Raw genomic sequence first — 25,902 nt, forward strand, 5'->3', positions numbered from 1 at the left:
GTACCACCATGACGCTCGTCAAGGAAGCGCCCGTGCGCCCGGCCGGGAAGCGGTCCGCCGCTCCCGCTGCCGGGCGGCGCGGGCGGCGCCGCGAGAACCTCGCCGGCTACCTCTTCATGTCGCCGTGGATCGCGGGGTTCCTGCTGCTCACGGCGGGGCCGATGATCGCGTCGCTGTACTACGCGTTCACCCGCTACAACCTGTTCACGCCGCCCGAGTGGGTGGGGTTCGACAACTTCACGACGATGTTCCAGGACCCGCGCTGGCAGAAGTCGGTGGAGGTCACGCTCAAGTACGTCGTCGTGGCCACTCCGCTGAAGCTGCTGCTCGCGCTCGGCGTCGCGCTGCTGCTCGCACAGAAGCGGCGCGGGCAGGGTCTGTACCGGGCCGCGTTCTACATGCCCTCGCTCATCGGCGCCAGCGTCTCCGTCGGCTTCGTGTGGCGGGCGCTGTTCTCGGACGACGCGATCGTGGACCGTACGCAGAAGATCTTCGGTCTCGACGTGGGCGGCTGGATCGGCAACCCGGACTACGTCCTCTACTCCCTGGTGGCCCTGAGCATCTGGCAGTTCGGCGCGCCGATGGTCATCTTCCTGGCCGGTCTCAAGCAGGTCCCGCGGGAGCTGTACGAGGCCGCCGAGGTGGACGGGGCCGGCCCGCTGCGCAGGTTCTGGAACATCGCGCTGCCGGTGATCTCCCCGGTGCTCTTCTTCAACGTACTGCTGGAGTCCATCCACGCGTTCCAGGTGTTCGGCTCCGCGTACGTCGTCTCCGACAGCCGGTGCGGGCCCGCCGACGCCACGCTCGTCTACACCTGTTACCTCTACCAGAAGGGCTTCAAGGAGGCCCAGATGGGCTTCGCCTCCGCGATGGCCTGGACGCTGGTGATCGCGGTGGCGCTCGTCACGGCGGTCCTGTTCTGGTCGCAGAAGAAGTGGGTGCACTACGAGGAGGCCGCCAAGTGACCAGTGCCACCACCCCGGTCGTCCGCAGCGCGAGCGAGCGCCGGCGCACCGGATCGATCGCCTGGCACGTGGGCGCGCTCGCTGTCCTCGCGGTCGTCCTGTACCCCGTGATCTGGGTCGTCGGCGCCTCGTTCAAGCCGAGCAAGGACATCATCGCCAGCCTCGACCTGCTGCCGACCGAGCCGGTCTGGGCGAACTTCTCCGGGCTCGCCGACGGTATTTCCGGCATCTCCATCAGCAGCTTCTTCATGAACTCGCTGATGTACGCGGTTCTCGCCGTGGTCGGTGTCGTGGTGTCCAGCTCGCTGACCGCCTATGCCTTCGCCAAGATCCGGTTCGCCGGGCGGAACCTGCTGTTCACGCTGATGATCGGCACGCTGCTGCTGCCGTACCACGTGCTGCTCATCCCGCAGTACGTGCTCTTCCGCAACCTCGAGCTCACCGACACGCTGGTGCCGCTCGTGGCGGGCAAGTTCCTGGCCACGGAGGCGTTCTTCGTCTTCCTGATGGTGCAGTTCATGCGCGGTCTGCCGCGCGAGCTGGACGAGGCCGCCAAGCTCGACGGCTGCGGGCACCTGAGGACCTACTGGTCCATCGTGCTGCCGCTGACCCGTCCCGCCCTCATCACCAGCGCCATCTTCACCTTCATCAACGCCTGGAACGACTTCATGGGGCCGTTGATCTACCTCAACACCCCCGAGAAGTACACCGTTTCGCTCGGCCTGATGATGTTCCGCGACCAGGAGGGCATCTCCAACTACGGAAGCATGATCGCGATGTCGCTGGTGGCGCTGATCCCGGTCATCGCCTTCTTCATGGCCTTCCAGCGCTACCTCATCGACGGCATGGCGACGTCCGGACTGAAGTGAGAGGGCTGAGGCGGTCACCATGGCGCAAGCACGCGTGAAGGCACGCAAGGAGTCCGTGTTCGGCGAGCGCTTCTCGGTCTTCGCCGAGTCTCTGCTCACCGGCGTGTGGATCGCCGTGGCCTGTCTCGGGGTCGTCACCTACCCCGCGGCCTTCGCCGCCGGCGCGCGGCATCTGCGGCGGCGTACCCGTCATGAGGGCGGCGGCTGGCGGGAGTTCGTCTCGGACTTCCGGGCCGCCCTGCGCGGCGGGTGGGCCGTCGGGCTCTCCGGCTGGGCGGCGGCCGCGGCGGTCTGGGTGGACGTCCTGGCCGCGCGGGCCGGGATTCCCGGCGGGCCGTTCGTCGGGGCGGTGGGAATCTTCGCCCTGATCGGACTGATCGTGGCCCTGCTGCGGGCGGCGGCCGTCTGGACGCCGGGCGCCTCCTGGCGGGCGCTGCTGGCGGGCGCCGGGCGCCGGACCGTGCTCGATCCCGCCGGGTCCTTTCTGCTGGTCGGCGGGCTGGGCGTCGTAGCCCTGTCCGCCGCGTTCATCGCACCGCTGGCGGTCCCCGTCCTGGGGGCCGTCGCGGCGGCCGCCGTCGCCGTGGAGGAGCGGTACCGGCACCGCTGAGAGGCGGTGCCCTCGCACGCAGGCGGCACCACCGCGGAGGGCGGTGCCCGCACACAAGGTCGGTGCCCCGGGCGCCGTACCTCTCTCTGTCATGCCTCTGTCCACCCCCTTGCATCCCGCACGGAAGGAAAGGCCATGTCCCCGATCCCCCGCAGGTCCATCCTCAAGGCGGCCGCCGTCGCCGGCGCCGCCGCGCAGTTCAGCTGGGCACTGGGAGCCAAGGACGCGCAGGCCGCGCCGAGAGCCGCCGACGCCGATGCCGACCCCGTGACCCTCGACTGGCTGGAGGACGGCGGCCTGGGTGCCGCGCCCGGCTCCACCGTGGGTGTGCCGTGGCCGAAGGGCGCGTACCAGGAGGACCAGACGTTCGCGGTGACGGACGCGGACGGCAAGTCCGTGCCCGTGCAGTCCTGGCCGATCGCCTACTGGCCGGACGGCTCGCTCAAGTGGACGGCCCACGCGGTCAGTTCGGGCAACGGCAAGCTCACGCTCGCCGCCGGCGAGGCCGCCGTACCGGACAAGAAGGTCACCGTCGACAAGAGCGGCGGCACCATCGACGTCTCGACCGGCGTCATCACCGCGAAGATCGGCAAGTCCGGCGCCACGCTGATCAAGTCGGTCACCCGGGGCTCCACCGAGATCGCCAGGAACGGCCGGCTCGTGCTGATCCGCCAGCCCGAGATCGAGGACGAGGACCAGGGCGCGGTCAAGACCGAACGCTTCGAGGGCGCCATCTCCGACGTCACCGTCGAGCAGGAGGGCCCGGTCCGCGCGGTCGTCAAGATCGACGGCAAGCACCGCAAGGGCAGCCGCAGCTGGCTCCCCTTCTCCATCCGGCTCTACTTCTACGCGGGCGCCGACTCCTTCCGCATGGTGCACACCATCACCTACGACGGCACGCAGGAGCCGGGCAAGGCCAGCGGCGACTTCATCCGCGGCATCGGCGTGCGCTTCACCGTGCCGATGCGCGACGAGTCCTACGACCGCCACATCCGCATCGGCGGCGAGGGCACCGGCATGCTCCGCGAGGCCGTCAAGGGCATCACCGGACTGCGCCGCGACCCGGGGGCGGCCGTACAGGCGGCGCAGTTCGCGGGGGAGAAGCTGCCCGATCCGGCCAACTGGGACCAGCGGGTCACGACCCGGCTGCAGTACATCCCCGAGTGGGGCGACTACACCCTCTCCCAGCTGTCCGCCGACGGCTTCACGCTGCGCAAGAGGACCAAGAAGGGCCACGGCTGGATCGGCACCGGTGGTGGCAAGCGGGCGTCCGGCTTCGGGTACGTCGGTGGCGTCAGCGGCGGATTCTCCTTCGGGCTGCGGGACTTCTGGGAGAAGTTCCCCGCCCAGCTCGACATCCGCGACGCCCAGACCGAGGAGGCCGAGGTCACCATGTGGCTCTGGTCGCCCGAGGCGCAGCCCATGGACCTGCGCTTCTACCACGACGGCATGGGCCAGGACACCTACCCCAAGCAGCTCGAAGGCCTCAACATCACCTACGAGGACTACGAGCCGGAGTTCGGGACGCCGTACGGCATCGCCCGCACCTCCGAACTCCTCTTCTGGGCCAACGAGTCGACCCCGAGCGCGGAGAAGCTCGCCCAACAGGTCGAGGCCGTACGGGTGCTGCCGCAGCTCGCCGCCCCGCCCAAGCAGCTCATCAAGGCCCAGGTCTTCGGGCCGGGCCTGTACTCCGAGCCGGACCGCTCCACGCCCGCCAAGGCCAAGATCGAGGACCACCTCGACTTCCTCTTCACCTACTACAAGGACCAGGTGGAGATGCGCCGTTGGTACGGCTTCTGGGACTACGGCGACATCATGCACACCTACGACACCGTCAGGCACCAGTGGCGGTACGACATCGGCGGCTACGCCTGGGACAACTCCGAGCTCTCGCCCGACCTGTGGCTGTGGTTCGCCTATCTGCGCTCCGGCCGTGCGGACATCTTCCGGTTCGCGGAGGCGATGACCCGGCACACCGGTGAGGTCGACGTCTACCACCTGGGGCAGTGGGCCGGCCTCGGCACCCGGCACGGCGTCCAGCACTACGCCGACAGCGCCAAGCAGCAGCGCATCGCCAACACCACCTACCGCCGCTACTACTACTTCCTCACCGCCGACGAGCGGGTCGGCGACCTCATGCACGCCAACGTCGACTCCGACGAGACGTTCCTCGTCCTCGACCCGATCCGCAAGATCCGCACCGAGCCGTACACGCCCGACCGGCACGCGCTGTCCATCGGCTTCGGCACGGACTGGAGCGGGCTCGTGTCGGCGTGGCTGACGGAGTGGGAGCGCAAGGGGCCCAAGTGGGAGAAGGCCAAGGCGCGCGTCCTGTCGACCATGGAGACGATCGCCGCCCAGCCCAACGGCTTCGTGCAGGGGACCGGGCTCTACGACCTCGACACGGGCAAGTTCGCCATCGCCGACAAGCCGGTGGTCGGCGTCTCGCACCTGTCCGCCGTGTTCGGCCTCAACGAACTGTGCGCCGAGCTCATCGACCTCGTCGACATGCCGAAGTTCAACGAGGCGTACTTCGACTACTGCCGCTACTTCAACGCGACGAAGGCGGAGCAGGCGGCACGCTACGGCTCCAACTTCGGCACGCTGCTGCTCTTCCAGGGCCACTCGCGCCTCGACGCGTACGCCGCCGTCCAGACCGGCGACGCGAAGCTCGCCACGCGCGCGTGGGAGAAGTTCTACAACTCCGACGGCTACAAGGAGTCGGCGCCCTGGAAGACGGAGAAGCTGAGCGGCCCGGACGCGCTGGTCCCGGGCAGTGAAGCGGCATGGGTGTCGACCAACGACACCGCGCTGTACGGCCTCGCCGCCATCGAGAACCTGGCGCTGCTGGGCGACAGGATGCCGTCCTAGCGGGCCGGTTGGAGCAGGAGGAGCGCCGCCGCACGGGCGGCGGCGCTCACATGTCCGGGAGTGTGGTCCACGTCACGTCGTAGGGCATGAGTACGCGTACTCAGAACGTACTCGGATGCGGTGGAACCCCCTGGACAGGGGCAGACTCGGCCCATGGACTGGAGCCACTACCGCTTCCGCAGCCTGTGGGCCCTGCCCGCACCGCCCGCCACCGTCTACGGCCTGCTGGAACAGGCGGAGGACTACCCCTGCTGGTGGCCCCAGGTGCGCGAGGTGACCAAGGTCAGTGACACCACCGGAGTGATCACCATCCGCTCCGTCCTGCCGTACGACATGACCTTCACCGCGTGCGAGGTGCGGCGGGACCCGGAGGCTGGGGTGCTGGAGATCGCCATGTCCGGTGACATCGACGGCTGGGCGCGCTGGACCGTCACGTCGCAGGGCGGCGGGAGCATCGCCCGCTACGACCAGGTGGTCGCTGTGAACAAGCCGCTGCTGCGGCGGTTCGCGGTGCCGGGGCGACCGGTCTTCCGCGCCAACCACTGGCTGATGATGCGGGCCGGGCGGCGAGGGCTGGTGGCGCACTTGGCCGGTGGCCACCACGGCGGTCGTCAAGGCGGTCATGGAGGTGGTCATGACGGCGGTCCTCAAGCGGTTTGAAGGAAGCGCGCGGGGACCTGTATTGTTCAGTGCGTTCCCGGGCGATTAGCTCAGTGGGAGAGCGCTTCGTTCACACCGAAGAGGTCACTGGTTCGAACCCAGTATCGCCCACCGGGAAAGGCCGGTCCGCAGCAGCGGACCGGCTTTTTTGTACGCCTCACGTCGCCTCGCGTACCTAGGCGGCCGCCGCCGGCAGGTCCGGCCGCAGTGGCCACGCCGGATCCACGGCCTCCTCGCTGCCGCTGCGCGCGAACCACGCCTGCAACCCGCGTGCCTGTGCCGCGTGCCACACCGCCTGCAGCATGTGCAGCTCGGCGGGGGACAGCCGCTCGAGCCGGGCCGCGAAACGGCGCCCGACCGCCCGGACCACCTCCAGCGAGGCCAGCGCGTCGGCCGCCGCGTCGTGCGCGCCGTCCAGCGTGACGCCGTAGTGCGCGCACAGGTCGGTCAGGGTGCGGCGACCCTTGCGATAGCGGTCCAGATGCTTGTCCAGAACGCGCGGATCGAGCACCAGCAAGGGCGTCGCCTCGAACCACTGGTCCAGCGACGAGGCGCGATGACGGCGCAACTCGCGGTCCAGCAGCGTCAGATCGAACGGCGCGTTCATCACCACGATCGGCCGGGCCGCCGTGGCCTGTCCGGCCAGTTCCTCGGCTATCTCATGCATCACCGGCGCCGGCCAGCGGCCGTTGCGCTGGAGATGCTCCTCCGTCAGCCCGTGCACCGCCGTCGCCGCCTCCGGCACCGGCACACCCGGGTTCACCAGCCACCGGGTCACCCGCGGCCGGGTGCCCGGGGCGTCCTGGACGACGACGGCCGCCGAAACGATCCGGTCGGTCTCGACGTCCACGCCTGTCGTCTCCGTGTCGAATGCCGCCAGCGGGCCTTCATACCAGCACGCCATATCCACACAACCCCTCGTTCACCCACGGCAGCTGACGCACCGTCTTCTGCCCGTTTGGTGATACCCGGGCCGTTTGCGCCGTACGCCGGAAGGACACAACAGGAGTGCGGGTCCCTGCAGTTCAGCGGCCCGGCACAGGGATTCACCTGGCGTGGAAGGCTGTTCGTCATGGCGATAGCGCAGCCCGAGCGGGGCGGGCTGCTGCCCGAACGAACGGGCCCCCATCGCGGTTCACTCGCCACCACCGCCTGCATGGAGACACTGCAGGTGGGTTATCTGCACGCCGTGGCGGCGGCTGCCGGGTGCTCGCTGTCGCAGCCGTTTCCGGACAACGGCATCGACTGGCACGTCAGCCACAGCGCGCCCGGCCACACGGTCGACGACGAGGTCACCATCAAGGTGCAGCTCAAGGCCACCTACCAGATCGCGCCGAACCCGCCCGGCCGGTTCTTCTCCTTCACGCTCGACAACGACCACCTGGCGAAGCTCGCCCGCACGCCGGTCTCGGTGCACAAGATCCTCGTGGTGATGCTCGTCCCGCGGACCCAGGACGACTGGCTGCGCGCCAGCCACGACCGGCTCGATCTGCGGCACTGCTGCTACTGGGTCAACCTGGCCGGCCACGCGATCACCGGCAGGCGCCGGACCAGCGTGCGGATACCGACCTCACGCATCTTCGACGACCGGGCCCTCTGCGAGATCATGACGCGGGTCGGGACGGGAGGCAGACCATGACGCACCGCCCCCTGGAGGAACCGCTACGGCCGGTGAGGCCGCACCCGGTCGACGCGTCCTGGGACCGTCCCCCCGAGCCCGGCGACGTCGACCCCGCCGTGCTCAGCGCCCTGCTGCACCGGCACGGCTGGCAGCGGCGCGGGGGAGCGGCGGGGCGCTACGGCCGCTGGACCCCGCCCGGACCCGGTGGCAACGGCACGAGCCTGCTCGTCCCCGAGTCCCGTGCCTTTCCCGACAGCGACGATCTGCTCGGGGAGGCGCTCGTCGCCCTCTCCCGCAGCGGCATGCCCTCCGCGCGCGAGGTGCTGATCGGGCTCGCGGTGCCCAGCGACGAGGTCCGCTGGTGGCGGGACGCGCCGAGCGGGCCGGCCGGGGCCGCGCCCTGGACCGTCGAGGAGGAACTGCGCACCGCCGCCCGCCAGATGCTCCTCGCCGCGGCGCTGGCCACGCGCGCGCGTGCCGGCTATTACGGCGCCCGGCACCGCCGCTCGGCCGCCTCGATGCTGGAGAACGTCCTCGTCGGCCCCGCGCCCGGCGGCCGCGGCCTCACCGCCTTCGTCCCCGTCGGCACGGGGCGCCCCCTCGCCGTACGCCTCCACCAGGCCCTGTACGCGGCCCGCGAGGCCATCGACTACCAGCGGGCCACCGGCGGCATGGACGCCTTCGACAGCGCAGTCGAGGCGGGCGTCAGTCGCGAGCTCACCGAGGCGCTGGTCGCCCTGGTACGCGGTACGGAAGGCGCCCGCATCGCCGTCGAGTGGGCGCCCGCGGCAGGGGTGCCCGCCGACTGTGCGGCCGGCGTCGAGCCCGTCGAGTTCTCGCCGGGCGACCTGCCCGCGCTGCGCGAGGCCGGGGCCCGCTATCTGCGCGAGGAGCCGTCCGTGCCGGTGCGGATCACCGGTGCCGTCGTACGTATGCGCAGGTCGGGGCCCCGAGGGGAGGGCACCGTACGGCTGCGTGTCCTCGCCGGCGCCGAGATTCCGCACGTCCGGCTGACGCTGGACGAGGAGGCGTACCGCATCGCCGGACACGCGCACCTCGTCGGGCTGCCGGTACGGGTGCACGGGCGGCTGGAGAGCCGGGGCGGCTTCCGGAAGGTCACCGGGGCCTCCGGGGTCGTCCCCGTGCAGGTGGACGAGGCCGAGCGGGATCGGCTGATGAAGTCGTTGCAGGAGGACTTGGACTTCTTTGAGGAGGTGTGCGGCGGGGAGGACGGCGGGGACTGACGGGGGGCGGTTGCAGGGCGAGGCCTTGCAGCTGGGTGCCGAAAGTTTGGCTCGGTCGCCTATGGCGCGCCCCTACGGCTCCCTCGCGGCCGGTGTCGTTGGGACAGTGGCTGTTGGCGGGCCGTGGCCCGGCGTTGGTGTGGGCTGGTTGGTCCGAGGGCCCTGTGTCGGCTGCGGTTCGGCAGCGCCCTGAAGGGGCGCGGGGCTGTATCAATGTGCGGCTCCGCCGCGTGGGCGCGATCAGCCGTGACGGCGCCGCAGACCGTCAACGGCACACGGCGGCACTGCCAGCGCAGCGCCACCGTTTCGCGGTCGGCCGTCCGGGGTCGGTACGATCGCGTAATGCGCGCGCTCCTGGTATGGCGCCGCACCCCCCTTCAGTCAGGAGAGACCGGTGTCAGACGTCCGTGTGATCATCCAACGCGATTCCGAGCGGGAAGAGCGCGTGGTGACGACGGGCACTACGGCCGCCGACCTCTTCGCCGGCGAGCGCTCGATCATCGCCGCGCGCGTGGGCGGCGAGCTCAGGGATCTGTCGTACGTGCTCTCCGACGGTGAGGAGGTCGAGGGCGTCGAGATCTCCTCCGAGGACGGTCTGGGCATCCTGCGCCACTCCACCGCGCACGTGATGGCGCAGGCGGTGCAGGAGCTCTTCCCCGAGGCCAAGCTGGGCATCGGCCCGCCGGTCAAGGACGGCTTCTACTACGACTTCGACGTCGAGAAGCCGTTCACGCCCGAGGATCTCAAGGCCATCGAGAAGAAGATGCAGGAGATCCAGAAGCGGGGGCAGCGCTTCGCCCGTCGCGTCGTGACCGACGACGCCGCCCGCGAGGAGCTCGCCGCCGAGCCCTACAAGCTGGAGCTGATCGGCCTCAAGGGCTCCGCCTCGTCCGACGACGGCGCGGACGTCGAGGTCGGCGCCGGTGAGCTGACGATCTACGACAACCTGGACGCCAAGACCGGCGAGCTGTGCTGGAAGGACCTCTGCCGCGGTCCCCACCTGCCGTCGACCCGCGCGATCCCGGCGTTCAAGCTGATGCGCAACGCGGCCGCCTACTGGCGCGGCAGCGAGAAGAACCCGATGCTCCAGCGCATCTACGGCACCGCCTGGCCGTCCAAGGACGAGCTCAAGGGCTACCTCGACTTCCTCGCCGAGGCCGAGAAGCGCGACCACCGCAAGCTGGGCAACGAGCTCGACCTGTTCTCCATCCCGGAGCAGATCGGCTCCGGCCTCGCCGTCTTCCACCCCAAGGGCGGCATCGTCCGCCGGGTCATGGAGGACTACTCGCGCCGCCGCCACGAGGAAGAGGGCTACGAGTTCGTCTACACCCCGCACGCGACGAAGGGGAAGCTCTTCGAGACGTCGGGCCACCTGGACTGGTACGCCGAGGGCATGTACCCGCCCATGCAGCTCGACGAGGGCGTGGACTACTACCTCAAGCCCATGAACTGCCCGATGCACAACCTGATCTTCGACGCGCGCGGTCGCTCGTACCGTGAACTGCCGCTGCGCCTCTTCGAGTTCGGGACCGTGTACCGGTACGAGAAGTCGGGCGTCGTGCACGGCCTCACGCGCGCGCGTGGCTTCACGCAGGACGACGCGCACATCTACTGCACGCGCGAGCAGATGTCGGAGGAGCTCGACAAGACGCTCACCTTCGTCCTCGGCCTGCTGCGCGACTACGGCCTGACCGACTTCTACCTGGAGCTGTCCACCAAGGACCCGGAGAAGTTCGTCGGCTCCGACGAGGTCTGGGAGGAGGCGACGGAGACGCTGCGCCAGGTCGCAGAGAAGCAGGGCCTGCCGCTGGTCCCGGACCCGGGCGGCGCCGCCTTCTACGGGCCGAAGATCTCCGTCCAGACCAAGGACGCCATCGGCCGTACCTGGCAGATGTCGACCATCCAGCTCGACTTCAACCTGCCGGAGCGCTTCGACCTGGAGTACACCTCCGCGGACGGCTCCAAGCAGCGCCCGGTCATGATCCACCGCGCGCTGTTCGGCTCGATCGAGCGGTTCTTCGCGGTGCTCCTCGAGCACTACGCGGGCGCCTTCCCGGCGTGGCTGGCCCCGGTCCAGGCGATCGGCATCCCGATCGGCGACGGGCACGTGGACTACCTGGAGAAGTTCGCCGCGGCCGCCAAGAAGAAGGGGCTGCGCGTCGAGGTCGACTCCTCCTCCGACCGCATGCAGAAGAAGATCCGCAACGCCCAGAAGCAGAAGGTGCCCTTCATGGTCATCGCGGGCGACGAGGACATGGCCAACAACGCCGTCTCCTTCCGCTACCGCGACGGCTCGCAGGAGAACGGCATCCCGTTCGACGAGGCCATCGCGAAGATCGCGACGGTGGTCGAGGAGCGGGCGCAGGTCTGACGCTCGTACGTGACGAAGGCCCTTGGGGGGGTTCAGCTTCCCGGGGGCCTTTCGTCTTTCCCGCGGTCGTCTTCTCCGCGGTCGCCTTTCCCGTGGTCCCCTTCCCTGTGGAAGAAGGCCCGCAGGAGCCACGAGGCGAACGTGCCGGTCACGGCGCCTAGCAGGCCCAGCCCTACGGGGCGTCCGTACGAAGCCCAGTCGCTGCTGCCCGCTGAGCCGCCGGCACACGGCGTAGTCGACCGCGAACAGCGCCCACGCGGCAAACGTCGGCGCGAGGCAGAGGTCGAGCACGGCCATCGGCAGACGACCATGGCCCAGCACGCGGACCGCGTACGCGGCGAGAAAGATCAGCGGCGCCACGAAGAGAGCGACCTCGGTGTGCCGCCGCCGGTGCGAGCCCCGGCGACACGCCGCGAACGGACGAAGCCATATGCTGCACGCATGACGAGTGAGCCGGAGCAGCAGTGGGGAGTGGGGATCCAGGACGCGTTCCAGCGCCTGTGGACGCCCCATCGGATGGCCTACATCCAGGGTGAGAACAAGCCGACCGGCCCCGGAGCCGACGACGGTTGCCCCTTCTGCTCCATCCCGGCCAAGTCCGACGAGGACGGACTGATCGTCAAGCGCGGTGAGCAGGTGTACGCGGTCCTCAACCTGTACCCGTACAACGGCGGCCATCTGATGGTCGTGCCCTACCGCCACGTCGCCGACTACACCGACCTCACCGAGCCGGAGACCATCGAGCTCGCCGCCCTGACCAAGCAGGCGATGACGGCCCTGCGGACCGCCTCCGGCGCCCACGGCTTCAACATCGGCATGAACCAGGGCTCGGTCGCCGGCGCCGGCATCGCGGCCCACCTCCACCAGCACATCGTCCCGCGCTGGGGCGGCGACACGAACTTCATGCCGGTGGTGGGGCACACGCGGGTGCTGCCGCAGCTGCTGGCGGACACGCGCAAGATGCTGGCGGAGGCCTGGCCGGCGGCTTGATGTCTCGGCTGACGATGACACCGATCAGCCCGTCCGGCGATTGAGGACGAGGCCGTCCAGGCCGAAGGGGGGTCTGGGGGCGCAGCCCCCAGGGGCGCTCACCCAGACCCACCTCACCCCGCTCAACCGCCGGAGGCCTACGCGTCGTAGACGTCCGCTTTCCGCGGCGCCGCATCCTGCACCGCCGTACTCAGGAACGCCGACCGCGTACCGAACTTCTCCGTGTCCACGCCGTTCTCGTCCAGCACCTTGATCGCCGCCGCGTGTACCACCCGCAGCACCGGCGTGGCGGCGCGGAGCGCGTCGTCGGCCATGAAGCGGTGCCGCCACGGCTGATCCGCCCACGCGTGCCGGAGTCCGAAGGGCTCGGGCAGGCCTATCGTGCCGCCGAGCCAGTTCAGCAGCGGCGGATACCAGGAGATCGGGGCCCGCACCGCCAGCCGTACCACCTCGTCGCTGTTCACCAGCGGAAGCTTGATCTTGCGCGTCTCCCACGGCTTCAGCGACTTGGCGACCTCCTTGGTCGGAGCCTCGGGTTTCTCCTGGAAGAGCCCGTTCACCGGGCCGAGCGCATGCCCGGTGACCTCGATACGCAGCGTCTCGTGCAGCACGGTCACCGTGATCAGCATGGTGATGATCAACTGCCCGTCCCACAGCGTCCACTGGACGCCCAGGTAATGCCGGTCACCGCTGCCGAACTGCTGCTTGTTGCAGATGTCCTGTATCGCGTGCTGCTTGACCCGGTACGCCTCGACGTCTGTGCCCTCCGGCCGGGACACCGCCTTCGCGCCCTCGGCGATCGGCGTCACGACCCAGTGCCGTATCGAAGGCTTGGGGAAACCACCGGTGTTCAGCGGACCGCGCTCCAGCATGCGCAACTGGTCGTGGATCGAGCGGATGACGTCCCAGCTGCGGAAGGGGTGGATCTCCCGGGTGGGGTCGGCCGGGGACAGGTTCTCGGCCAACTGCCAGCTGCCCCACCGGGTTCCCATGCCGAGTATCCCCTTGGGCCCGGCGTAGAACACGGAGTTGGACTGCTGCTCCGCGCTGAGCTTGGCGAGCGACTGGCGCAGCTGCTCGGCCTGGGTCTCGCTGGGGCTGGTCGGCACCGCCTCCGGCACCTTCGCGCCGATGCTGCTGCCGGCCAGCAGGCTGTCCCACCGCTCCCGCAGGTCCTTCGCGGTGCGCTCGCAGACCTGCTTGGCCCAGAACCAGCCGACCACGGGCATGACCACACAGGCCCGCGCATACCACGCCCAGAACCCGCCGAACGGCATCTGGATCAGGAAGATCACGGCCAGCGCGCCCGCCGCGACGAGCAGCACGGAGGCCAGCGCACCGCCCCGCTTCTCGTTCGCCTTGCCGATGGTGGTGCGCAGCTGGAAGATCAGCAGCCACACCAGCAGGCCGGGCAGGAAGAGCACACCGCACAGGACCGTGATGGCGCTGAGCATCCGGTCACGGGCCTTGCGGATGTTGTTGGCGGCCAGACAGTGCTCGACGACGACCTGCGGCTCGGTACCGAAGGACTGGATCAGCGGCTTGCGGCCGCTGCCGAGCATGCGGTCGACGACGGCACGTGAGAAGGCCTCACCCAGGTTGGGCCGGAAGATCTTGGCCCACGCGCGGCCTTCCTTGACGTCGGTCTGGTGCCATTCGTTGTCGGCCTTCTTGATGTCCTGAAACGGATTGTCCCGATAGGCCGCCGAGGCCAGCGCGAACGTCGCCGTCTGTCCATCGCCGGCCGTGCGCGGCACCTGCGGACCGAAGATGTCCGCGTAACCGCTCTCAACGGTCATTCCCGCCCCCGATCGCCGCACTGTCGCTTCTGCGGCCTTCCCGACTTCCGTGCTGCGCACACCTGTTGATCAATGATCAGCGTATCCTCCGCCACTGACATTCGTCGGCGGACGGCCCAATGCCGCCCGCCGACGCGGAGGGGGGCGTTCCGCAAAAGCCGTTTCGTCAGCGCCGGGCGCGCCGACTACGGTCAGCCCCGGGCGCCAACTACGAGGCGTCGCGCGCCTCTTCCCGAATCCTTTCCGCGACCTGCGGCGGCATCGGCTCGTGCCGCGCGTACGAGCGGTTGAAGCGTGCGGTGCCGTGCGACAGCGACCTCAGATCGACGGCGTACCGGCCGATCTCGATCTCGGGCACCTCGGCCTTGATGAGCGTGCGGCCACCGCTGGTCTGCTCGGTGCCGAGGACGCGGCCGCGCCGCCCGGACAGGTCGCTCATCACGGCGCCGACGTAGTCGTCGCCGACCAGGACGGACACCTCGGCCACCGGCTCCAGCAGATGGATCTTCGTGTCGGCCGCGGCCTCGCGGAGCGCGAGCGCGCCGGCCGTCTGGAACGCGGCGTCGGAGGAGTCCACGGAGTGCGCCTTGCCGTCGAGCAGGGTGACCCGGATGTCGACGAGCGGATGCCCGGCCGCAACTCCCTTGGCGGCCTGGGCCCTTACGCCCTTCTCCACCGACGGGATGAACTGCCGCGGCACCGCGCCACCGACGACCTTGTCCACGAACTCGATGCCCGAGCCGCCCGGCAGCGGCTCCACCTCGATCTCGCAGATCGCGTACTGCCCGTGCCCACCGGACTGCTTCACATGCCGGCCGCGGCCCGCCGCCTTGTTCGCGAACGTCTCCCGTAGGGAGACCTTGTGCGGCACGACGTCGACCTGGACGCCGTAGCGGCTGCGCAGCCGTTCGAGGGCGACGTCCGCGTGCGCCTCGCCCAGGCACCACAGCACCACCTGGTGGGTGTTCTGGTTCTGTTCGAGCCGCATGGTCGGGTCCTCGGCGACCAGCCGGGACAGCCCCTGCGACAGCTTGTCCTCGTCCGCCTTGCTGTGCGCCTGGATGGCGAGCGGCAGCAGCGGGTCGGGCATCTGCCAGGGCTCCATCAGGAGCGGGTCGTCCTTGGCCGACAGCGTGTCGCCGGTCTCCGCGCGGCTCAGCTTCGCCACACAGGCCAGGTCACCCGCGATGGCGTGGCTGAGGGTGCGCTGCTGTTTGCCGAAGGGCGCGGACAGGGCGCCGATCCGCTCGTCGACGTCGTGGTCCTCGTGACCGCGGTCCGCCAGCCCGTGCCCGGAGACATGGACCGTCTCGTCGGGGTGCAGGGTGCCGGAGAAGACGCGCACCATCGACACCCGGCCGACGTACGGGTCGGACGCCGTCTTCACGACCTCCGCGACCAGCGGCCCGTCCGGATCGCACGCCTTCAGCTCGCGCGGCTTGCCGTCGACCGTGGTGACCCGCGGCGCCTCGCGCTCCAGCGGCGTCGGGAAGCCCCGCGTGATCAGCTCCAGCACCTCGACCGTGCCGAGCCCCTGCCGGGCGCCGTCGATGGCCGGGGCGGCGGCCAGGACGGGGAAGAACGTGCCGCGCGCGACGGCCCGCTCCAGGTCCTCGATCAGCGTCTTGACGTCGACCTGCTCGCCGCCCAGATACCGGTCCATGAGGGTCTCGTCCTCACTCTCCGCGATGATCCCCTCGATCAGCCGGTTGCGGGCCTCCTCGATCTCAGGCAACTGGTCCTCGCCCGGCTCGGACCCCTTGCGCTCTCCGGAGGAGTAGTCGAACAGCTGCTGCGACAGCAGCCCGATCAGGCCGGTCACGGGCGCGTGCCCGTCCGGGCCCTGCGGGCCGTGCAGCGGCAGATACAGCGGGAGCACGGCGTCGGGGTCGTCCCCGCCGAAGGCCTCCGCGCAGATCCGCGTCATCTCCTCGTAGTCGGCCCGGGCGGCCTCCAGGTGCGTGACGACGATCGCGCGCGGCATGCCGACGGCCGCGCACTCCTCCCACACCATGCGGGTCGAGCCGTCCACGCCGTCGGAGGCCGAGACGACGAAAAGGGCCGCGTCCGCCGCTCGCAGACCGGCCCTGAGCTCACCGACGAAATCGGCGTATCCGGGGGTGTCCAGAAGGTTGATCTTGATGCCGTCCCATTCGACGGGCACCAGGGAGAGCTGCACGGAGCGTTGCTGCCGGTGCTCGATCTCGTCGTAGTCGGAGACGGTGCCGCCGTCCTCCACGCGGCCCGCCCGGTTCACCGCTCCCGCCGTGAGTGCGAGAGCCTCCACCAGAGTCGTCTTGCCGGATCCGCTGTGGCCGACCAGCACCACATTCCGTACGGACGCGGGGTGGTCGGCCGCTGTAGCCCTGCCGGCGGCTCCGGGGTGTGCGTTCGCCTTGTCGCCCATGATCCTGCCTCCCGTGCACGGTGAGGTCACTGCGGGCGCGGACATGCGGATCATCCCCCAGGCTTCGCCTGGGAGGTGCCCCCAGCGATGGCGGCTCCGGTGACGCCCGCGGTTCTTCGAGCTTTCCACTCCCGTCACGGTGCGTCCATACGAAGGACGTGATCGTGCCGTCCGGCACCGGTGGCCGGGGCCGCCCGTCCCGTGTACGAGTGCCCGGCAGTCGCGCTCACGCGCGCGTGGCTACGATGGGCCAGCCGGTGGCCAGCAGGGGCCCCACGGCGCCACACCGACCCTCGGGAAGGCCATGCTGAACAAGTACGCGCGTGCATTCTTCACGCGTGTCCTCACACCGTTCGCCGCGTTTCTGATCCGGCGGGGCGTCAGCCCCGACACCGTCACGCTCATCGGCACGGCCGGTGTGGTCGCGGGCGCGCTGGTCTTCTACCCCATGGGCGAGTTCTTCTGGGGCACGGTCGTGATCACACTCTTCGTGTTCTCCGACCTCGTCGACGGAAACATGGCCCGCCAGCTCGGCCGCTCCAGCCGCTGGGGCGCCTTCCTGGACTCCACGCTCGACCGGGTCGCCGACGGCGCGATCTTCGGCGGCTTCATCCTCTGGTACGCCGGTGGGGGCGACGACCTCGTCCTGTGCGCCGTCTCGATCTTCTGCCTGGCCAGCGGCCAGGTGGTGTCGTACACCAAGGCGCGCGGCGAGTCGATCGGCCTGCCGGTCGCGGTCAACGGCCTCGTCGAGCGCGCCGAGCGCCTGGTGATCTCGCTGGTCGCGGCCGGTCTCGCGGGCCTGCACAAGTTCGGGGTACCCGGCATCCAGTACCTGCTGCCCATCGCCCTGTGGATCGTCGCCGTCGGCAGCCTCGTCACGCTGATCCAGCGGGTCGTCACGGTCCGCCGCGAGTCGGCGGAGGCGGAGGCGGAGGCGGCGACCGCACAGGACGACGAGTCGCAGGACGCCTCCCAAGGGAGCGAGGCAGCCAAGTGAGTGCCCAGGACCGCCTCGCGGACGCGCTGTACGGCCTTGGCTGGGGCACCGTCAAGAGGCTCCCCGAGCCGGTCGCCGTACGGCTCGGCCGCACCATCGCCGACCTCGCCTGGAAGCAGCGGGGCAAGGGCGTGCGGCGGCTGGAGAGCAACTACGCGCGCGTGGTGCCCGACGCGAGCCCGGAGCGCCTCGCCGAGCTCTCCCGCGCCGGCATGCGGTCGTACCTGCGCTACTGGATGGAGTCCTTCCGGCTCCCCGCCTGGAGCGCCGAGCGCGTCAAGGGCGGCTTGGACGTCAAGGACGTCCACTACCTGACCGACGGCCTGGCCGCCGGCAAGGGCGTGATACTCGCCCTGCCGCACCTGGCCAACTGGGACCTCGCGGGCGCCTGGGTCACCACCAAGCTGGAGACACGCTTCACCACGGTCGCAGAACGCCTCAAGCCCGAGACGCTCTACGACCGCTTCGTCGCCTACCGCGAGGGCCTCGGCATGGAAGTCCTGCCGCACAGCGGCGGCACCGCCTTCGGCACGCTGGCCCGCAGGCTGCGCGACGGCGGCCTGGTCTGCCTGGTCGCGGACCGCGACCTGTCGGCGTCCGGCGTCGAGGTCGAGTTCTTCGGCGACACGGCCCGCATGCCCGCCGGCCCGGCGCTGCTGGCCCAGCAGACCGGGGCGCTGCTGTTCCCCGTCACGCTCTGGTACGACGACTCCCCGGTCATGCAGGGCCGAGTCCATCCACCGATCGAGGTGCCCGAGACAGGTACCCGGGCGGAGAAGACGTCTGTCATGACACAGGCGCTGGCCGACGCCTTCGCCACGGGGATCGCCGAACATCCGGAGGACTGGCACATGCTCCAGCGCTTGTGGCTCGCCGACCTGGAACCACGACCATCCGCCGCCGACGGCCGGGACGGGGAACGTCCGTGAGAATCGGCATCGTCTGCCCGTACTCCTGGGACGTGCCGGGCGGCGTCCAGTTCCACATCCGCGACCTCGCCGAATACTTCATCCGGCTCGGCCACGAGGTGTCCGTCCTGGCCCCGGCCGACGACGACACCCCGCTCCCGCCGTACGTCGTCTCGGCGGGCCGCGCTGTGCCGGTGCCGTACAACGGCTCGGTCGCCCGCCTGAACTTCGGCTTCCTCTCGGCGGCCCGCGTGCGCCGCTGGCTGCACGACGGCGAGTTCGACGTGGTGCACATCCACGAGCCGGCCTCACCCTCGCTCGGCCTGCTGACCTGCTGGGCGGCACAGGGCCCGATGGTCGCCACGTTCCACACCTCCAACCCCCGGTCCAAGGCGATGATCGCCGCGTACTCGATCCTCCAGGCGGCCCTGGAGAAGATCAGCGCCCGGATCGCGGTGAGCGAGTACGCCCGCCGCACGCTGGTGGAACACCTGGGCGGCGACGCGGTGGTGATCCCCAACGGCGTCGACGTCGAGTTCTTCGCCAAGGCCGAGCCCAACCCCGAGTGGCAGGGCGACACGATCGGCTTCATCGGCCGCATCGACGAGCCCCGCAAGGGCCTGCCGGTGCTGATGAGGGCCCTGCCCAAGATCCTCGCCGCCCGCCCGCAGACCAGGCTCCTGGTGGCGGGCCGCGGCGACGAGGAGGAGGCCGTGGAGTCCCTGCCCGCCGAACTCCGCTCCCGCGTCGAGTTCCTCGGCATGATCAGCGACGAGGACAAGGCTCGTTTCCTGCGCAGCGTCGACCTGTACGTCGCGCCCAACACCGGCGGCGAGAGCTTCGGGATCATCCTGGTCGAGGCGATGTCGGCCGGCGCCCCGGTCCTCGCCTCGGACCTGGACGCGTTCGCCCAGGTCCTCGACCAGGGCGCGGCGGGCGAACTCTTCACCAACGAGGACGCGGACGCCCTGGCCGAGTCGGCGGTACGCCTCCTGGAAGACCCGGCCCGAAGAGCGGAGCTGCGGGAGCGGGGGAGCGAGCACGTACGCCGCTTCGACTGGTCCACCGTAGGGGCGGACATCCTGTCGGTGTACGAGACGGTGACGGCGGGCGCGGCGGCGGTGGCCGCGGACGAGCGAGCCGGGGGCGGCGGGGGGAGCGGCCTGCGGGCCCGACTGGGGTTGGCGCGGGACTGAGAGGCACGTGACGGCTCTCGGCGCCGGGCGGGGGAGTCTCAGCCCGTCCGGAGTTTGAGGACGCGGCCCGTTCAGGGCCGAAGCGGGGGTCCGGGGACGGCAGCCCCCGGTGACGGAGCTAGTCTGCGGGCCGTGACCGCAACTCTCATCTGGATCCTCGTAGCCCTCGTCGCGATCGGCCTCTACCTGAGCTGGACCGCGGGTCGCCTCGACCGGCTGCACGCCAGGATCGACGCGGCGCGGGCCGCCCTCGACGCACAGCTGTTGCGCCGCGCGTCGGTGGCCCAGGAACTGGCCACCTCCGGCGTGCTGGATCCGGCCGCGTCGATCGTCCTGTACGAGGCCGCCCACGCCGCCCGGCAGGCCGAGGAGGAGCAGCGGGAGGTCGCCGAGAGCGAGCTGAGCCAGGCGCTGCGGGCCGTGTTCGGCGAGATGCCGCAGGTGGAGGCCGTACGGGAGGCACCGGGGGAGAAGAGGCGGCCCGCGAGCTGACCGAGGCGATCCGCCGGGTACCGATGGCCCGCCGCTTCCACAACGACGCCGTACGGGCGGCCCGGGCGCTGCGCCGGCACCGCAAGGTCCGTTGGTTCCGACTGGCGGGTCATGCCCCGTTCCCCCTGGCTTTCGAGATGGACGACGAGCCGCCCGTGGCACTGGTCGACAGGGCTGCCTGACCAGCGCGTTCGCGCCAGCAGGCCGGAAAAGGATCCACCGGCTCCTCATTGGCCCTTGCTGTGGCCTGGTCCACTCCCGTTTCCTCGGTGCTTGCAGTAACCCTTTTTCACCGAGTGAGGTCATCCGTGTCCACTTCCGAAAACCAGGCTCCCGAGACCGGCACCGCGCGCGTGAAGCGCGGCATGGCCGAGCAGCTCAAGGGCGGCGTGATCATGGACGTCGTCACGCCGGAGCAGGCGAAGATCGCCGAGGACGCGGGCGCCGTCGCCGTCATGGCCCTGGAGCGGGTCCCGGCCGACATCCGCAAGGACGGCGGCGTGGCACGTATGTCCGACCCGGACATGATCGAGGGCATCATCGACGCCGTCTCGATCCCGGTCATGGCCAAGTCCCGCATCGGCCACTTCGTCGAGGCCCAGGTCCTGCAGTCCCTCGGCGTCGACTACATCGACGAGTCCGAGGTCCTCACCCCGGCCGACGAGGTCAACCACTCCGACAAGTGGTCCTTCACGACCCCGTTCGTCTGTGGCGCCACCAACCTGGGCGAGGCCCTGCGCCGCATCGCCGAGGGCGCGGCCATGATCCGCTCCAAGGGCGAGGCCGGCACGGGCAACGTCGTCGAGGCCGTCCGCCACCTGCGCCAGATCAAGAACGAGATCGCCCGCCTGCGCGGCTACGACAACCACGAGCTGTACGCCGCCGCCAAGGAGCTGCGCGCGCCGTACGAGCTCGTGCGCGAGGTCGCCGAACTCGGCAAGCTCCCGGTCGTGCTCTTCTCCGCCGGCGGCGTCGCCACCCCCGCCGACGCCGCGCTCATGCGCCAGCTCGGCGCCGAGGGCGTCTTCGTCGGCTCCGGCATCTTCAAGTCCGGCGACCCGGCCAAGCGCGCCGCCGCCATCGTCAAGGCGACCACCTTCTACGACGACCCGAAGATCATCGCGGACGCGTCCCGCAACCTCGGCGAGGCCATGGTCGGCATCAACTGCGACACCCTCCCCGAGACCGAGCGCTACGCCAACCGCGGCTGGTAAGCACCCCTCCGGCATCCCTCCAAGGACTGCACGTACATGACTGACGCACCCGTCATTGGCGTCCTGGCCCTCCAGGGCGACGTACGGGAGCACCTCATCGCCCTGGCCGCGGCCGACGCCGTGGCCAGGCCGGTGCGGCGCCCCGAAGAGCTCGCCGAGGTCGACGGCCTCGTCATCCCCGGCGGCGAGTCCACGACCATCTCCAAGCTGGCCGTCCTCTTCGACGTGATGGAGCCCCTACGCGCGCGCGTGCAGGGCGGCATGCCCGTCTACGGCACCTGCGCCGGCATGATCATGCTCGCCGACAAGATCCTCGACCCCCGCTCGGGCCAGGAGACGATCGGCGGCATCGACATGATCGTGCGCCGCAACGCCTTCGGACGGCAGAACGAGTCCTTCGAGGCGGCGATCGACGTGAAGGGTGTCGAGGGCGATCCCGTGGAGGGCGTCTTCATCCGCGCCCCCTGGGTCGAGTCCGTCGGCGCAGAGGCCGAGGTCCTCGCCGAGCACGACGGGCACATCGTCGCGGTCCGCCAGGGCAACGCGCTGGCCACGTCGTTCCACCCGGAACTGACCGGCGACCACCGCGTGCACGGCCTGTTCGTCGACATGGCGCGCGCGAACCGGACAGCGGAGTCCTTGTAGGATCTCTGGCGTTCGTTCATAGATGGGTTACGCGAAGGAGACAGGCAGATGTCCGGCCACTCTAAATGGGCCACGACGAAGCACAAGAAGGCCGTGATCGACGCCAAGCGCGGCAAGCTCTTCGCGAAGCTGATCAAGAACATCGAGGTCGCGGCCCGCATGGGCGGCGTCGACCTCGACGGCAACCCGACGCTCTATGACGCCGTCCAGAAGGCCAAGAAGCAGTCGGTGCCGAACAAGAACATCGACTCCGCGATCAAGCGCGGTGGCGGTCTCGAAGCCGGTGGCGCCGACTACGAGACGATCATGTACGAGGGCTACGGCCCGAACGGCGTCGCGGTGCTCATCGAGTGCCTCACCGACAACCGCAACCGCGCCGCCTCCGACGTCCGCGTCGCCATGACCCGCAACGGCGGCAACATGGCCGACCCGGGCTCCGTGTCGTACATGTTCAGCCGCAAGGGCGTCGTGATCGTCCCCAAGGGTGAGCTGACCGAGGACGACGTCCTCACCGCCGTCCTGGACGCGGGCGCCGAGGAGGTCAACGACCTCGGTGAGTCCTTCGAGGTCATCAGCGAGGCCACCGACCTGGTCGCGGTCCGCACCGCCCTCCAGGAGGCCGGTATCGACTACGACTCCGCCGACTCCAGCTTCGTGCCGTCCGTCCAGGTCGAACTGGACGAGGAGGGCGCCAAGAAGATCTTCAAGCTGATCGACGCGCTCGAGGACAGCGACGACGTCCAGAACGTCTTCGCCAACTTCGACGTCAGCGACGAGATCATGGAGAAGGTCGACGCATAGCGCTGCCGCGAGCTGAACGGCTTCGGCGGGCCGGTGGGACACATCCCACCGGCCCGCCGCTCTTGTCAGTGGCAGCGGATAGCCTGGCGAGAGTCAAAGATCGCCGTCCACGGGCCGCAACCATCAATTGAGGAACCCCGACGGCGCTCAGCCAGGTCCGCGAGAGCGGCGGCGGTTTAGCCGCAAAAGAGGGAGGGGCGCGGCGTGCGCGTGCTGGGGGTGGACCCGGGGCTGACCCGATGCGGTGTGGGAGTGGTCGAAGGCGTCGCCGGACGCCCGCTCGCTATGCTCGGCGTCGGAGTCGTCCGCACGCCCGCGGACGCCGAGCTGGGACACCGCCTCGTCGCCATCGAGCAGGGCATCGAGGAGTGGCTGGACGAGCACCGGCCCGAATACGTCGCCGTGGAGCGGGTGTTCAGCCAGCACAACGTCCGTACGGTCATGGGCACCGCCCAGGCCAGCGCCGTAGCCATGCTCTGCGCCGCCCGCCGCGGCATCCCCGTCGCCCTGCACACCCCCAGCGAGGTCAAGGCCGCCGTCACCGGCAGCGGCCGCGCCGACAAGGCACAGGTCGGTGCCATGGTCACCCGCCTGCTGCGGCTCAGCGCCCCGCCCAAGCCCGCCGACGCCGCCGACGCCCTCGCGCTCGCCATCTGCCACATCTGGCGCGCCCCCGCGCAGAACCGACTCCAGCAGGCCGTGGCCCTGCACGCAGCCAAAGCACCGACCACGTCGAAAGGCCGAACGGCATGATCGCCTTCGTCAGCGGCCCGGTCGCCGCCCTTGCCCCGGACTCCGCCGTGGTCGAGGTGGGCGGGATCGGCATCGCCGTCCAATGCACGCCGAACACCCTCTCGGGACTGCGGATGGGCCAGCAGACCAAGCTGGCCACGTCCCTCGTCGTCCGCGAGGACTCGCTCACCCTGTACGGCTTCGCGGACGACGACGAACGCCAGACCTTCGAGCTGCTCCAGACCGCGAGCGGCGTCGGCCCCCGCCTGGCCCAGGCCATGCTGGCCGTCCACTCCCCGGACGCCCTGCGCCGCGCGGTGTCGACCGGCGACGAGAAGGCCCTGACCGCCGTCCCCGGCATCGGCAAGAAGGGCGCCCAGAAGCTGCTGCTCGAGCTGAAGGACCGCCTGGGCGAGCCGATCGGAGCCCCGGTGGTCGGTGCACCGGTCACCCAGGGTTGGCGCGACCAACTGCACGCGGCCCTGATCGGCTTGGGATACGCGACCCGCGAGGCCGACGAGGCCGTGTCCGCCGTAGCACCCCAGGCCGAAGCCGCCGGGGGCACGCCACAGGTCGGTCAGTTGCTCAAGGCCGCTCTGCAGACCCTCAACAGAGCCCGCTGACGACCGGCTTCCCGCAAAGGCCTGAAGGCGCTGTGCCGGGGCATGCCCCGATCCTCGTACGACCCACCCGACCGCGACCCCCGAGGCACACTCCATGAACTGGGACGACACGACCGACACCCCCGCCGCCGAGCGGCTCGTCGGTGCGTCCGCCGACCGTGAGGACCAGGCCGTCGAGGCCGCCCTGCGCCCCAAGGACCTGGACGAGTTCATCGGTCAGGAGAAGGTACGCGAGCAGCTCGACCTCGTCCTGCGCGCCGCACGCGCGCGTGGTGCCACCGCCGACCACGTACTGCTCTCCGGCGCCCCGGGCCTCGGCAAGACCACCCTCTCCATGATCATTGCGGCCGAGATGGGCGCCCCCATCCGCATCACGTCCGGTCCCGCCATCCAGCACGCCGGCGACCTCGCCGCGATCCTCTCCTCCCTCCAGGAGGGCGAGGTCCTCTTCCTGGACGAGATCCACCGCATGTCCCGGCCCGCCGAGGAGATGCTCTACATGGCGATGGAGGACTTCCGGGTCGACGTCATCGTCGGCAAGGGCCCCGGCGCCACCGCCATCCCGCTCGAACTCCCGCCGTTCACCCTGGTCGGCGCCACCACGCGCGCGGGTCTGCTGCCGCCCCCGCTGCGCGACCGCTTCGGCTTCACCGCGCACATGGAGTTCTACGAGCCGAGGGAGCTGGAGCGCGTCATCCACCGCTCGGCCGGCCTGCTCGACGTCGAGATCGAGGCCGACGGCGCCGCCGAGATCGCCGGCCGCTCCCGCGGCACGCCCCGCATCGCCAACCGCCTGCTGCGCCGCGTCCGCGACTACGCCCAGGTCAAGGCGGACGGGATCATCACCAGGGACATCGCGGGGGCCGCCCTCGCCGTCTACGAGGTCGACGCCCGAGGCCTCGACCGGCTGGACCGCGGTGTCCTGGAGGCCCTGCTGAAGCTGTTCGGCGGCGGCCCGGTCGGCCTGTCCACGCTCGCGGTCGCGGTGGGGGAGGAGCGCGAGACCGTCGAGGAGGTCGCCGAGCCCTTCCTCGTACGGGAGGGCCTGCTCGCCCGCACCCCGCGCGGTCGTGTCGCCACCCCCGCGGCCTGGGCACATCTCGGCCTCACGCCGCCCCGCTCGCAAGCTGCGGGAAACGGACAACAGGACCTGTTCGGGGCGTGATGGCACGGTGACGGCGAGGGCAATGGCCGGAGCAGGAACCCCGGTGCCATGCTGAGCGTTGTTCCATGCATGCGGACTCGCTTAGACTCCGCCGATGCCGCCTTTGTCGACGGCATACATACCCCCAACCATCAGGCCGCTCACCAACGCGGTCGTGTGAAGGAAGTACCGACCCGTGAGTCTCGTGACCCTCCTCCCGTTCATCGTGCTCATCGGGGCCATGTTCCTGATGACCCGGTCGGCCAAGAAGAAGCAGCAGCAGGCGGCCGACATGCGGAACCAAATGCAGCCCGGCAGCGGCGTCCGCACCATCGGGGGCATGTACGCGACGGTCAAGGAGGTCAGTGACGACACGGTCCTCCTTGACGCCGGCCCGGGCGTCGACCTGCTCTTCGCCAAGAACGCGATCGGTGCCGTCCTCTCCGACGACGAGTACAACCGCATCGTGCACGGCATCGAGCACGACCTGAAGTCCGACGTCGTCCCGGACGACGCCTCCTCCCTCACCGAGACCGACGAGCCCGCCGCCGACGCTGCCGCCTCCGACGACAAGGCCGTCGACCTCGGCAAGAAGGACGAGGCCGAGGAGGCGTCCGACGACGCCGTGGCCGCCGAGGCGAAGACGGACGCCGAGCCGAAGAAGACCGACGGCGAGTCCGACGCGAAGTAGCCGTGTTCCGGGGCGCGCGGGCCATGCCCGCGCGCCCCGGAACATG

General features: G+C 70.2%; 22 protein-coding genes, 1 tRNA gene and 1 pseudogene. 21 read left to right on the forward strand and 3 right to left on the reverse strand.

Translation table 11 applies throughout. The annotated features are described in order from the left end of the window. Nucleotides 1-8: 8 nt before the first annotated feature. From QQM39_RS37570 to QQM39_RS37595, 6 genes are all read left to right on the forward strand, one after another. Nucleotides 9-965 carry a carbohydrate ABC transporter permease gene (locus QQM39_RS37570; RefSeq protein ID WP_302002088.1) on the forward strand — a complete coding sequence of 319 codons (957 nt, stop codon included), beginning with the start codon at nucleotides 9-11 and terminating at the stop codon, nucleotides 963-965. Further along, on the forward strand, nucleotides 962-1,834 hold the full coding sequence (locus QQM39_RS37575; RefSeq protein WP_302002090.1) for a carbohydrate ABC transporter permease: 873 nt from the start codon (nucleotides 962-964) through the stop codon (nucleotides 1,832-1,834). The genes QQM39_RS37570 and QQM39_RS37575 overlap by 4 nt, the downstream gene beginning before the upstream one ends. A gap of 19 nt (nucleotides 1,835-1,853) precedes the next feature. After that, nucleotides 1,854-2,444: a hypothetical protein gene (locus tag QQM39_RS37580; protein ID WP_302002092.1), complete on the forward strand. Its 591-nt coding sequence runs from the start codon at nucleotides 1,854-1,856 to the stop codon at nucleotides 2,442-2,444. A gap of 135 nt (nucleotides 2,445-2,579) precedes the next feature. Beyond that, entirely contained in the window at nucleotides 2,580-5,318 is a 2,739-nt protein-coding gene (locus tag QQM39_RS37585; protein ID WP_302002094.1) for a Tat pathway signal sequence domain protein, read from the forward strand. Nucleotides 5,319-5,471: 153 nt separating this feature from the next. Next, nucleotides 5,472-5,978, forward strand: a complete 507-nt coding sequence (locus tag QQM39_RS37590; RefSeq protein ID WP_302002096.1) for an SRPBCC family protein — start codon at nucleotides 5,472-5,474, stop codon at nucleotides 5,976-5,978. A 39-nt stretch (nucleotides 5,979-6,017) separates the two neighbouring features. Beyond that, nucleotides 6,018-6,089, forward strand: a tRNA-Val gene (locus tag QQM39_RS37595). Nucleotides 6,090-6,153: 64 nt separating this feature from the next. Here QQM39_RS37595 and QQM39_RS37600 read toward each other — a convergent pair. Further along, nucleotides 6,154-6,882, reverse strand: a complete 729-nt coding sequence (locus QQM39_RS37600; protein ID WP_302002097.1) for a 3'-5' exonuclease — start codon at nucleotides 6,880-6,882, stop codon at nucleotides 6,154-6,156. A gap of 168 nt (nucleotides 6,883-7,050) precedes the next feature. On the opposite strand from QQM39_RS37600, the gene QQM39_RS37605 reads away from it, so the two are divergent. The 4 genes from QQM39_RS37605 to QQM39_RS37620 all read left to right on the forward strand — a co-directional run bounded on the left by QQM39_RS37605 (nucleotide 7,051) and on the right by QQM39_RS37620 (nucleotide 12,204). Continuing rightward, nucleotides 7,051-7,617, forward strand: coding sequence for a DUF4365 domain-containing protein (locus QQM39_RS37605; RefSeq protein WP_302002099.1), 567 nt, complete (start codon nucleotides 7,051-7,053; stop codon nucleotides 7,615-7,617). Further along, nucleotides 7,614-8,843 carry a hypothetical protein gene (locus QQM39_RS37610; RefSeq protein WP_302002101.1) on the forward strand — a complete coding sequence of 410 codons (1,230 nt, stop codon included), beginning with the start codon at nucleotides 7,614-7,616 and terminating at the stop codon, nucleotides 8,841-8,843. The genes QQM39_RS37605 and QQM39_RS37610 overlap by 4 nt, the downstream gene beginning before the upstream one ends. Nucleotides 8,844-9,237: 394 nt before the next feature. Continuing rightward, the gene (gene thrS, locus QQM39_RS37615) at nucleotides 9,238-11,214 is read left to right on the forward strand and encodes a threonine--tRNA ligase (RefSeq protein ID WP_302002103.1); all 1,977 of its coding nucleotides are present in this window, start codon (nucleotides 9,238-9,240) and stop codon (nucleotides 11,212-11,214) included. 441 nt (nucleotides 11,215-11,655) lie between these two features. Next, nucleotides 11,656-12,204, forward strand: a complete 549-nt coding sequence (locus tag QQM39_RS37620; protein ID WP_302002105.1) for an HIT domain-containing protein — start codon at nucleotides 11,656-11,658, stop codon at nucleotides 12,202-12,204. Nucleotides 12,205-12,341: 137 nt separating this feature from the next. On the opposite strand, the gene QQM39_RS37625 is transcribed toward QQM39_RS37620, so the two are convergent. Next, nucleotides 12,342-14,003 (reverse strand): hypothetical protein, encoded by a 1,662-nt coding sequence (locus tag QQM39_RS37625; protein ID WP_302002107.1) that lies wholly within the window; start codon nucleotides 14,001-14,003, stop codon nucleotides 12,342-12,344. A gap of 208 nt (nucleotides 14,004-14,211) precedes the next feature. Beyond that, nucleotides 14,212-16,410, reverse strand: coding sequence for an elongation factor G-like protein EF-G2 (locus tag QQM39_RS37630; RefSeq protein WP_302002109.1), 2,199 nt, complete (start codon nucleotides 16,408-16,410; stop codon nucleotides 14,212-14,214). A 304-nt stretch (nucleotides 16,411-16,714) separates the two neighbouring features. Between QQM39_RS37630 and pgsA the strand changes: the two genes are divergently transcribed. The 11 genes and pseudogenes from pgsA (at nucleotide 16,715) to yajC (ending at nucleotide 25,856) form a co-directional block, all read left to right on the forward strand. Continuing rightward, entirely contained in the window at nucleotides 16,715-17,410 is a 696-nt protein-coding gene (gene pgsA, locus QQM39_RS37635) for a phosphatidylinositol phosphate synthase (RefSeq protein WP_302002110.1), read from the forward strand. Further along, nucleotides 17,407-18,339 carry a phosphatidylinositol mannoside acyltransferase gene (locus QQM39_RS37640; RefSeq protein WP_302002111.1) on the forward strand — a complete coding sequence of 311 codons (933 nt, stop codon included), beginning with the start codon at nucleotides 17,407-17,409 and terminating at the stop codon, nucleotides 18,337-18,339. The genes pgsA and QQM39_RS37640 overlap by 4 nt, the downstream gene beginning before the upstream one ends. Next, nucleotides 18,336-19,514 (forward strand): glycosyltransferase family 4 protein, encoded by a 1,179-nt coding sequence (locus QQM39_RS37645; protein ID WP_302002112.1) that lies wholly within the window; start codon nucleotides 18,336-18,338, stop codon nucleotides 19,512-19,514. Before QQM39_RS37640 ends, QQM39_RS37645 begins: the two co-directional genes overlap by 4 nt. Before the next feature lie 132 nt (nucleotides 19,515-19,646). Beyond that, a pseudogene (locus QQM39_RS37650) lies at nucleotides 19,647-20,188 on the forward strand (hypothetical protein). A 126-nt stretch (nucleotides 20,189-20,314) separates the two neighbouring features. Next, nucleotides 20,315-21,220 carry a pyridoxal 5'-phosphate synthase lyase subunit PdxS gene (gene pdxS, locus QQM39_RS37655; protein ID WP_302002113.1) on the forward strand — a complete coding sequence of 302 codons (906 nt, stop codon included), beginning with the start codon at nucleotides 20,315-20,317 and terminating at the stop codon, nucleotides 21,218-21,220. 36 nt (nucleotides 21,221-21,256) lie between these two features. Then, the gene (gene pdxT, locus QQM39_RS37660) at nucleotides 21,257-21,865 is read left to right on the forward strand and encodes a pyridoxal 5'-phosphate synthase glutaminase subunit PdxT (RefSeq protein ID WP_302002115.1); all 609 of its coding nucleotides are present in this window, start codon (nucleotides 21,257-21,259) and stop codon (nucleotides 21,863-21,865) included. Nucleotides 21,866-21,913: 48 nt separating this feature from the next. Then, the gene (locus QQM39_RS37665) at nucleotides 21,914-22,666 is read left to right on the forward strand and encodes a YebC/PmpR family DNA-binding transcriptional regulator (RefSeq protein WP_128427832.1); all 753 of its coding nucleotides are present in this window, start codon (nucleotides 21,914-21,916) and stop codon (nucleotides 22,664-22,666) included. A 204-nt stretch (nucleotides 22,667-22,870) separates the two neighbouring features. After that, nucleotides 22,871-23,419: a crossover junction endodeoxyribonuclease RuvC gene (gene ruvC / locus QQM39_RS37670; protein ID WP_302002116.1), complete on the forward strand. Its 549-nt coding sequence runs from the start codon at nucleotides 22,871-22,873 to the stop codon at nucleotides 23,417-23,419. Then, nucleotides 23,416-24,021, forward strand: a complete 606-nt coding sequence (ruvA, locus tag QQM39_RS37675; protein ID WP_302002117.1) for a Holliday junction branch migration protein RuvA — start codon at nucleotides 23,416-23,418, stop codon at nucleotides 24,019-24,021. The genes ruvC and ruvA overlap by 4 nt, the downstream gene beginning before the upstream one ends. 94 nt (nucleotides 24,022-24,115) lie before the next feature. Next, complete coding sequence (gene ruvB, locus QQM39_RS37680; RefSeq protein ID WP_302002118.1) at nucleotides 24,116-25,186, forward strand: Holliday junction branch migration DNA helicase RuvB; 1,071 nt, start codon at nucleotides 24,116-24,118, stop codon at nucleotides 25,184-25,186. Nucleotides 25,187-25,361: 175 nt separating this feature from the next. Then, the gene (gene yajC, locus QQM39_RS37685; protein WP_302002119.1) at nucleotides 25,362-25,856 is read left to right on the forward strand and encodes a preprotein translocase subunit YajC; all 495 of its coding nucleotides are present in this window, start codon (nucleotides 25,362-25,364) and stop codon (nucleotides 25,854-25,856) included. The last annotated feature ends 46 nt before the right edge of the window (nucleotides 25,857-25,902 follow it).

Source organism: Streptomyces sp. DT2A-34 (assembly GCF_030499515.1).
Lineage (GTDB): Bacteria > Actinomycetota > Actinomycetes > Streptomycetales > Streptomycetaceae > Streptomyces.

What these genes read in the sequence shown, in the direction of transcription:
- QQM39_RS37570 (WP_302002088.1), top strand. Translation starts at nt 9, where the DNA reads ATGACGCTCGTCAAGGAAGCGCCCGTGCGCCCGGCCGGGAAGCGGTCC.
- QQM39_RS37580 (WP_302002092.1), top strand. Translation starts at nt 1,854, where the DNA reads ATGGCGCAAGCACGCGTGAAGGCACGCAAGGAGTCCGTGTTCGGCGAG.
- QQM39_RS37585 (WP_302002094.1), top strand. Translation starts at nt 2,580, where the DNA reads ATGTCCCCGATCCCCCGCAGGTCCATCCTCAAGGCGGCCGCCGTCGCC.
- QQM39_RS37590 (WP_302002096.1), top strand. Translation starts at nt 5,472, where the DNA reads ATGGACTGGAGCCACTACCGCTTCCGCAGCCTGTGGGCCCTGCCCGCA.
- QQM39_RS37600 (WP_302002097.1), bottom strand. Translation starts at nt 6,882, where the DNA reads ATGGCGTGCTGGTATGAAGGCCCGCTGGCGGCATTCGACACGGAGACG.
- QQM39_RS37605 (WP_302002099.1), top strand. Translation starts at nt 7,051, where the DNA reads ATGGCGATAGCGCAGCCCGAGCGGGGCGGGCTGCTGCCCGAACGAACG.
- QQM39_RS37610 (WP_302002101.1), top strand. Translation starts at nt 7,614, where the DNA reads ATGACGCACCGCCCCCTGGAGGAACCGCTACGGCCGGTGAGGCCGCAC.
- QQM39_RS37620 (WP_302002105.1), top strand. Translation starts at nt 11,656, where the DNA reads ATGACGAGTGAGCCGGAGCAGCAGTGGGGAGTGGGGATCCAGGACGCG.
- QQM39_RS37625 (WP_302002107.1), bottom strand. Translation starts at nt 14,003, where the DNA reads ATGACCGTTGAGAGCGGTTACGCGGACATCTTCGGTCCGCAGGTGCCG.
- QQM39_RS37630 (WP_302002109.1), bottom strand. Translation starts at nt 16,410, where the DNA reads ATGGGCGACAAGGCGAACGCACACCCCGGAGCCGCCGGCAGGGCTACA.
- pgsA (WP_302002110.1), top strand. Translation starts at nt 16,715, where the DNA reads ATGCTGAACAAGTACGCGCGTGCATTCTTCACGCGTGTCCTCACACCG.
- pdxT (WP_302002115.1), top strand. Translation starts at nt 21,257, where the DNA reads ATGACTGACGCACCCGTCATTGGCGTCCTGGCCCTCCAGGGCGACGTA.
- QQM39_RS37665 (WP_128427832.1), top strand. Translation starts at nt 21,914, where the DNA reads ATGTCCGGCCACTCTAAATGGGCCACGACGAAGCACAAGAAGGCCGTG.
- ruvA (WP_302002117.1), top strand. Translation starts at nt 23,416, where the DNA reads ATGATCGCCTTCGTCAGCGGCCCGGTCGCCGCCCTTGCCCCGGACTCC.
- ruvB (WP_302002118.1), top strand. Translation starts at nt 24,116, where the DNA reads ATGAACTGGGACGACACGACCGACACCCCCGCCGCCGAGCGGCTCGTC.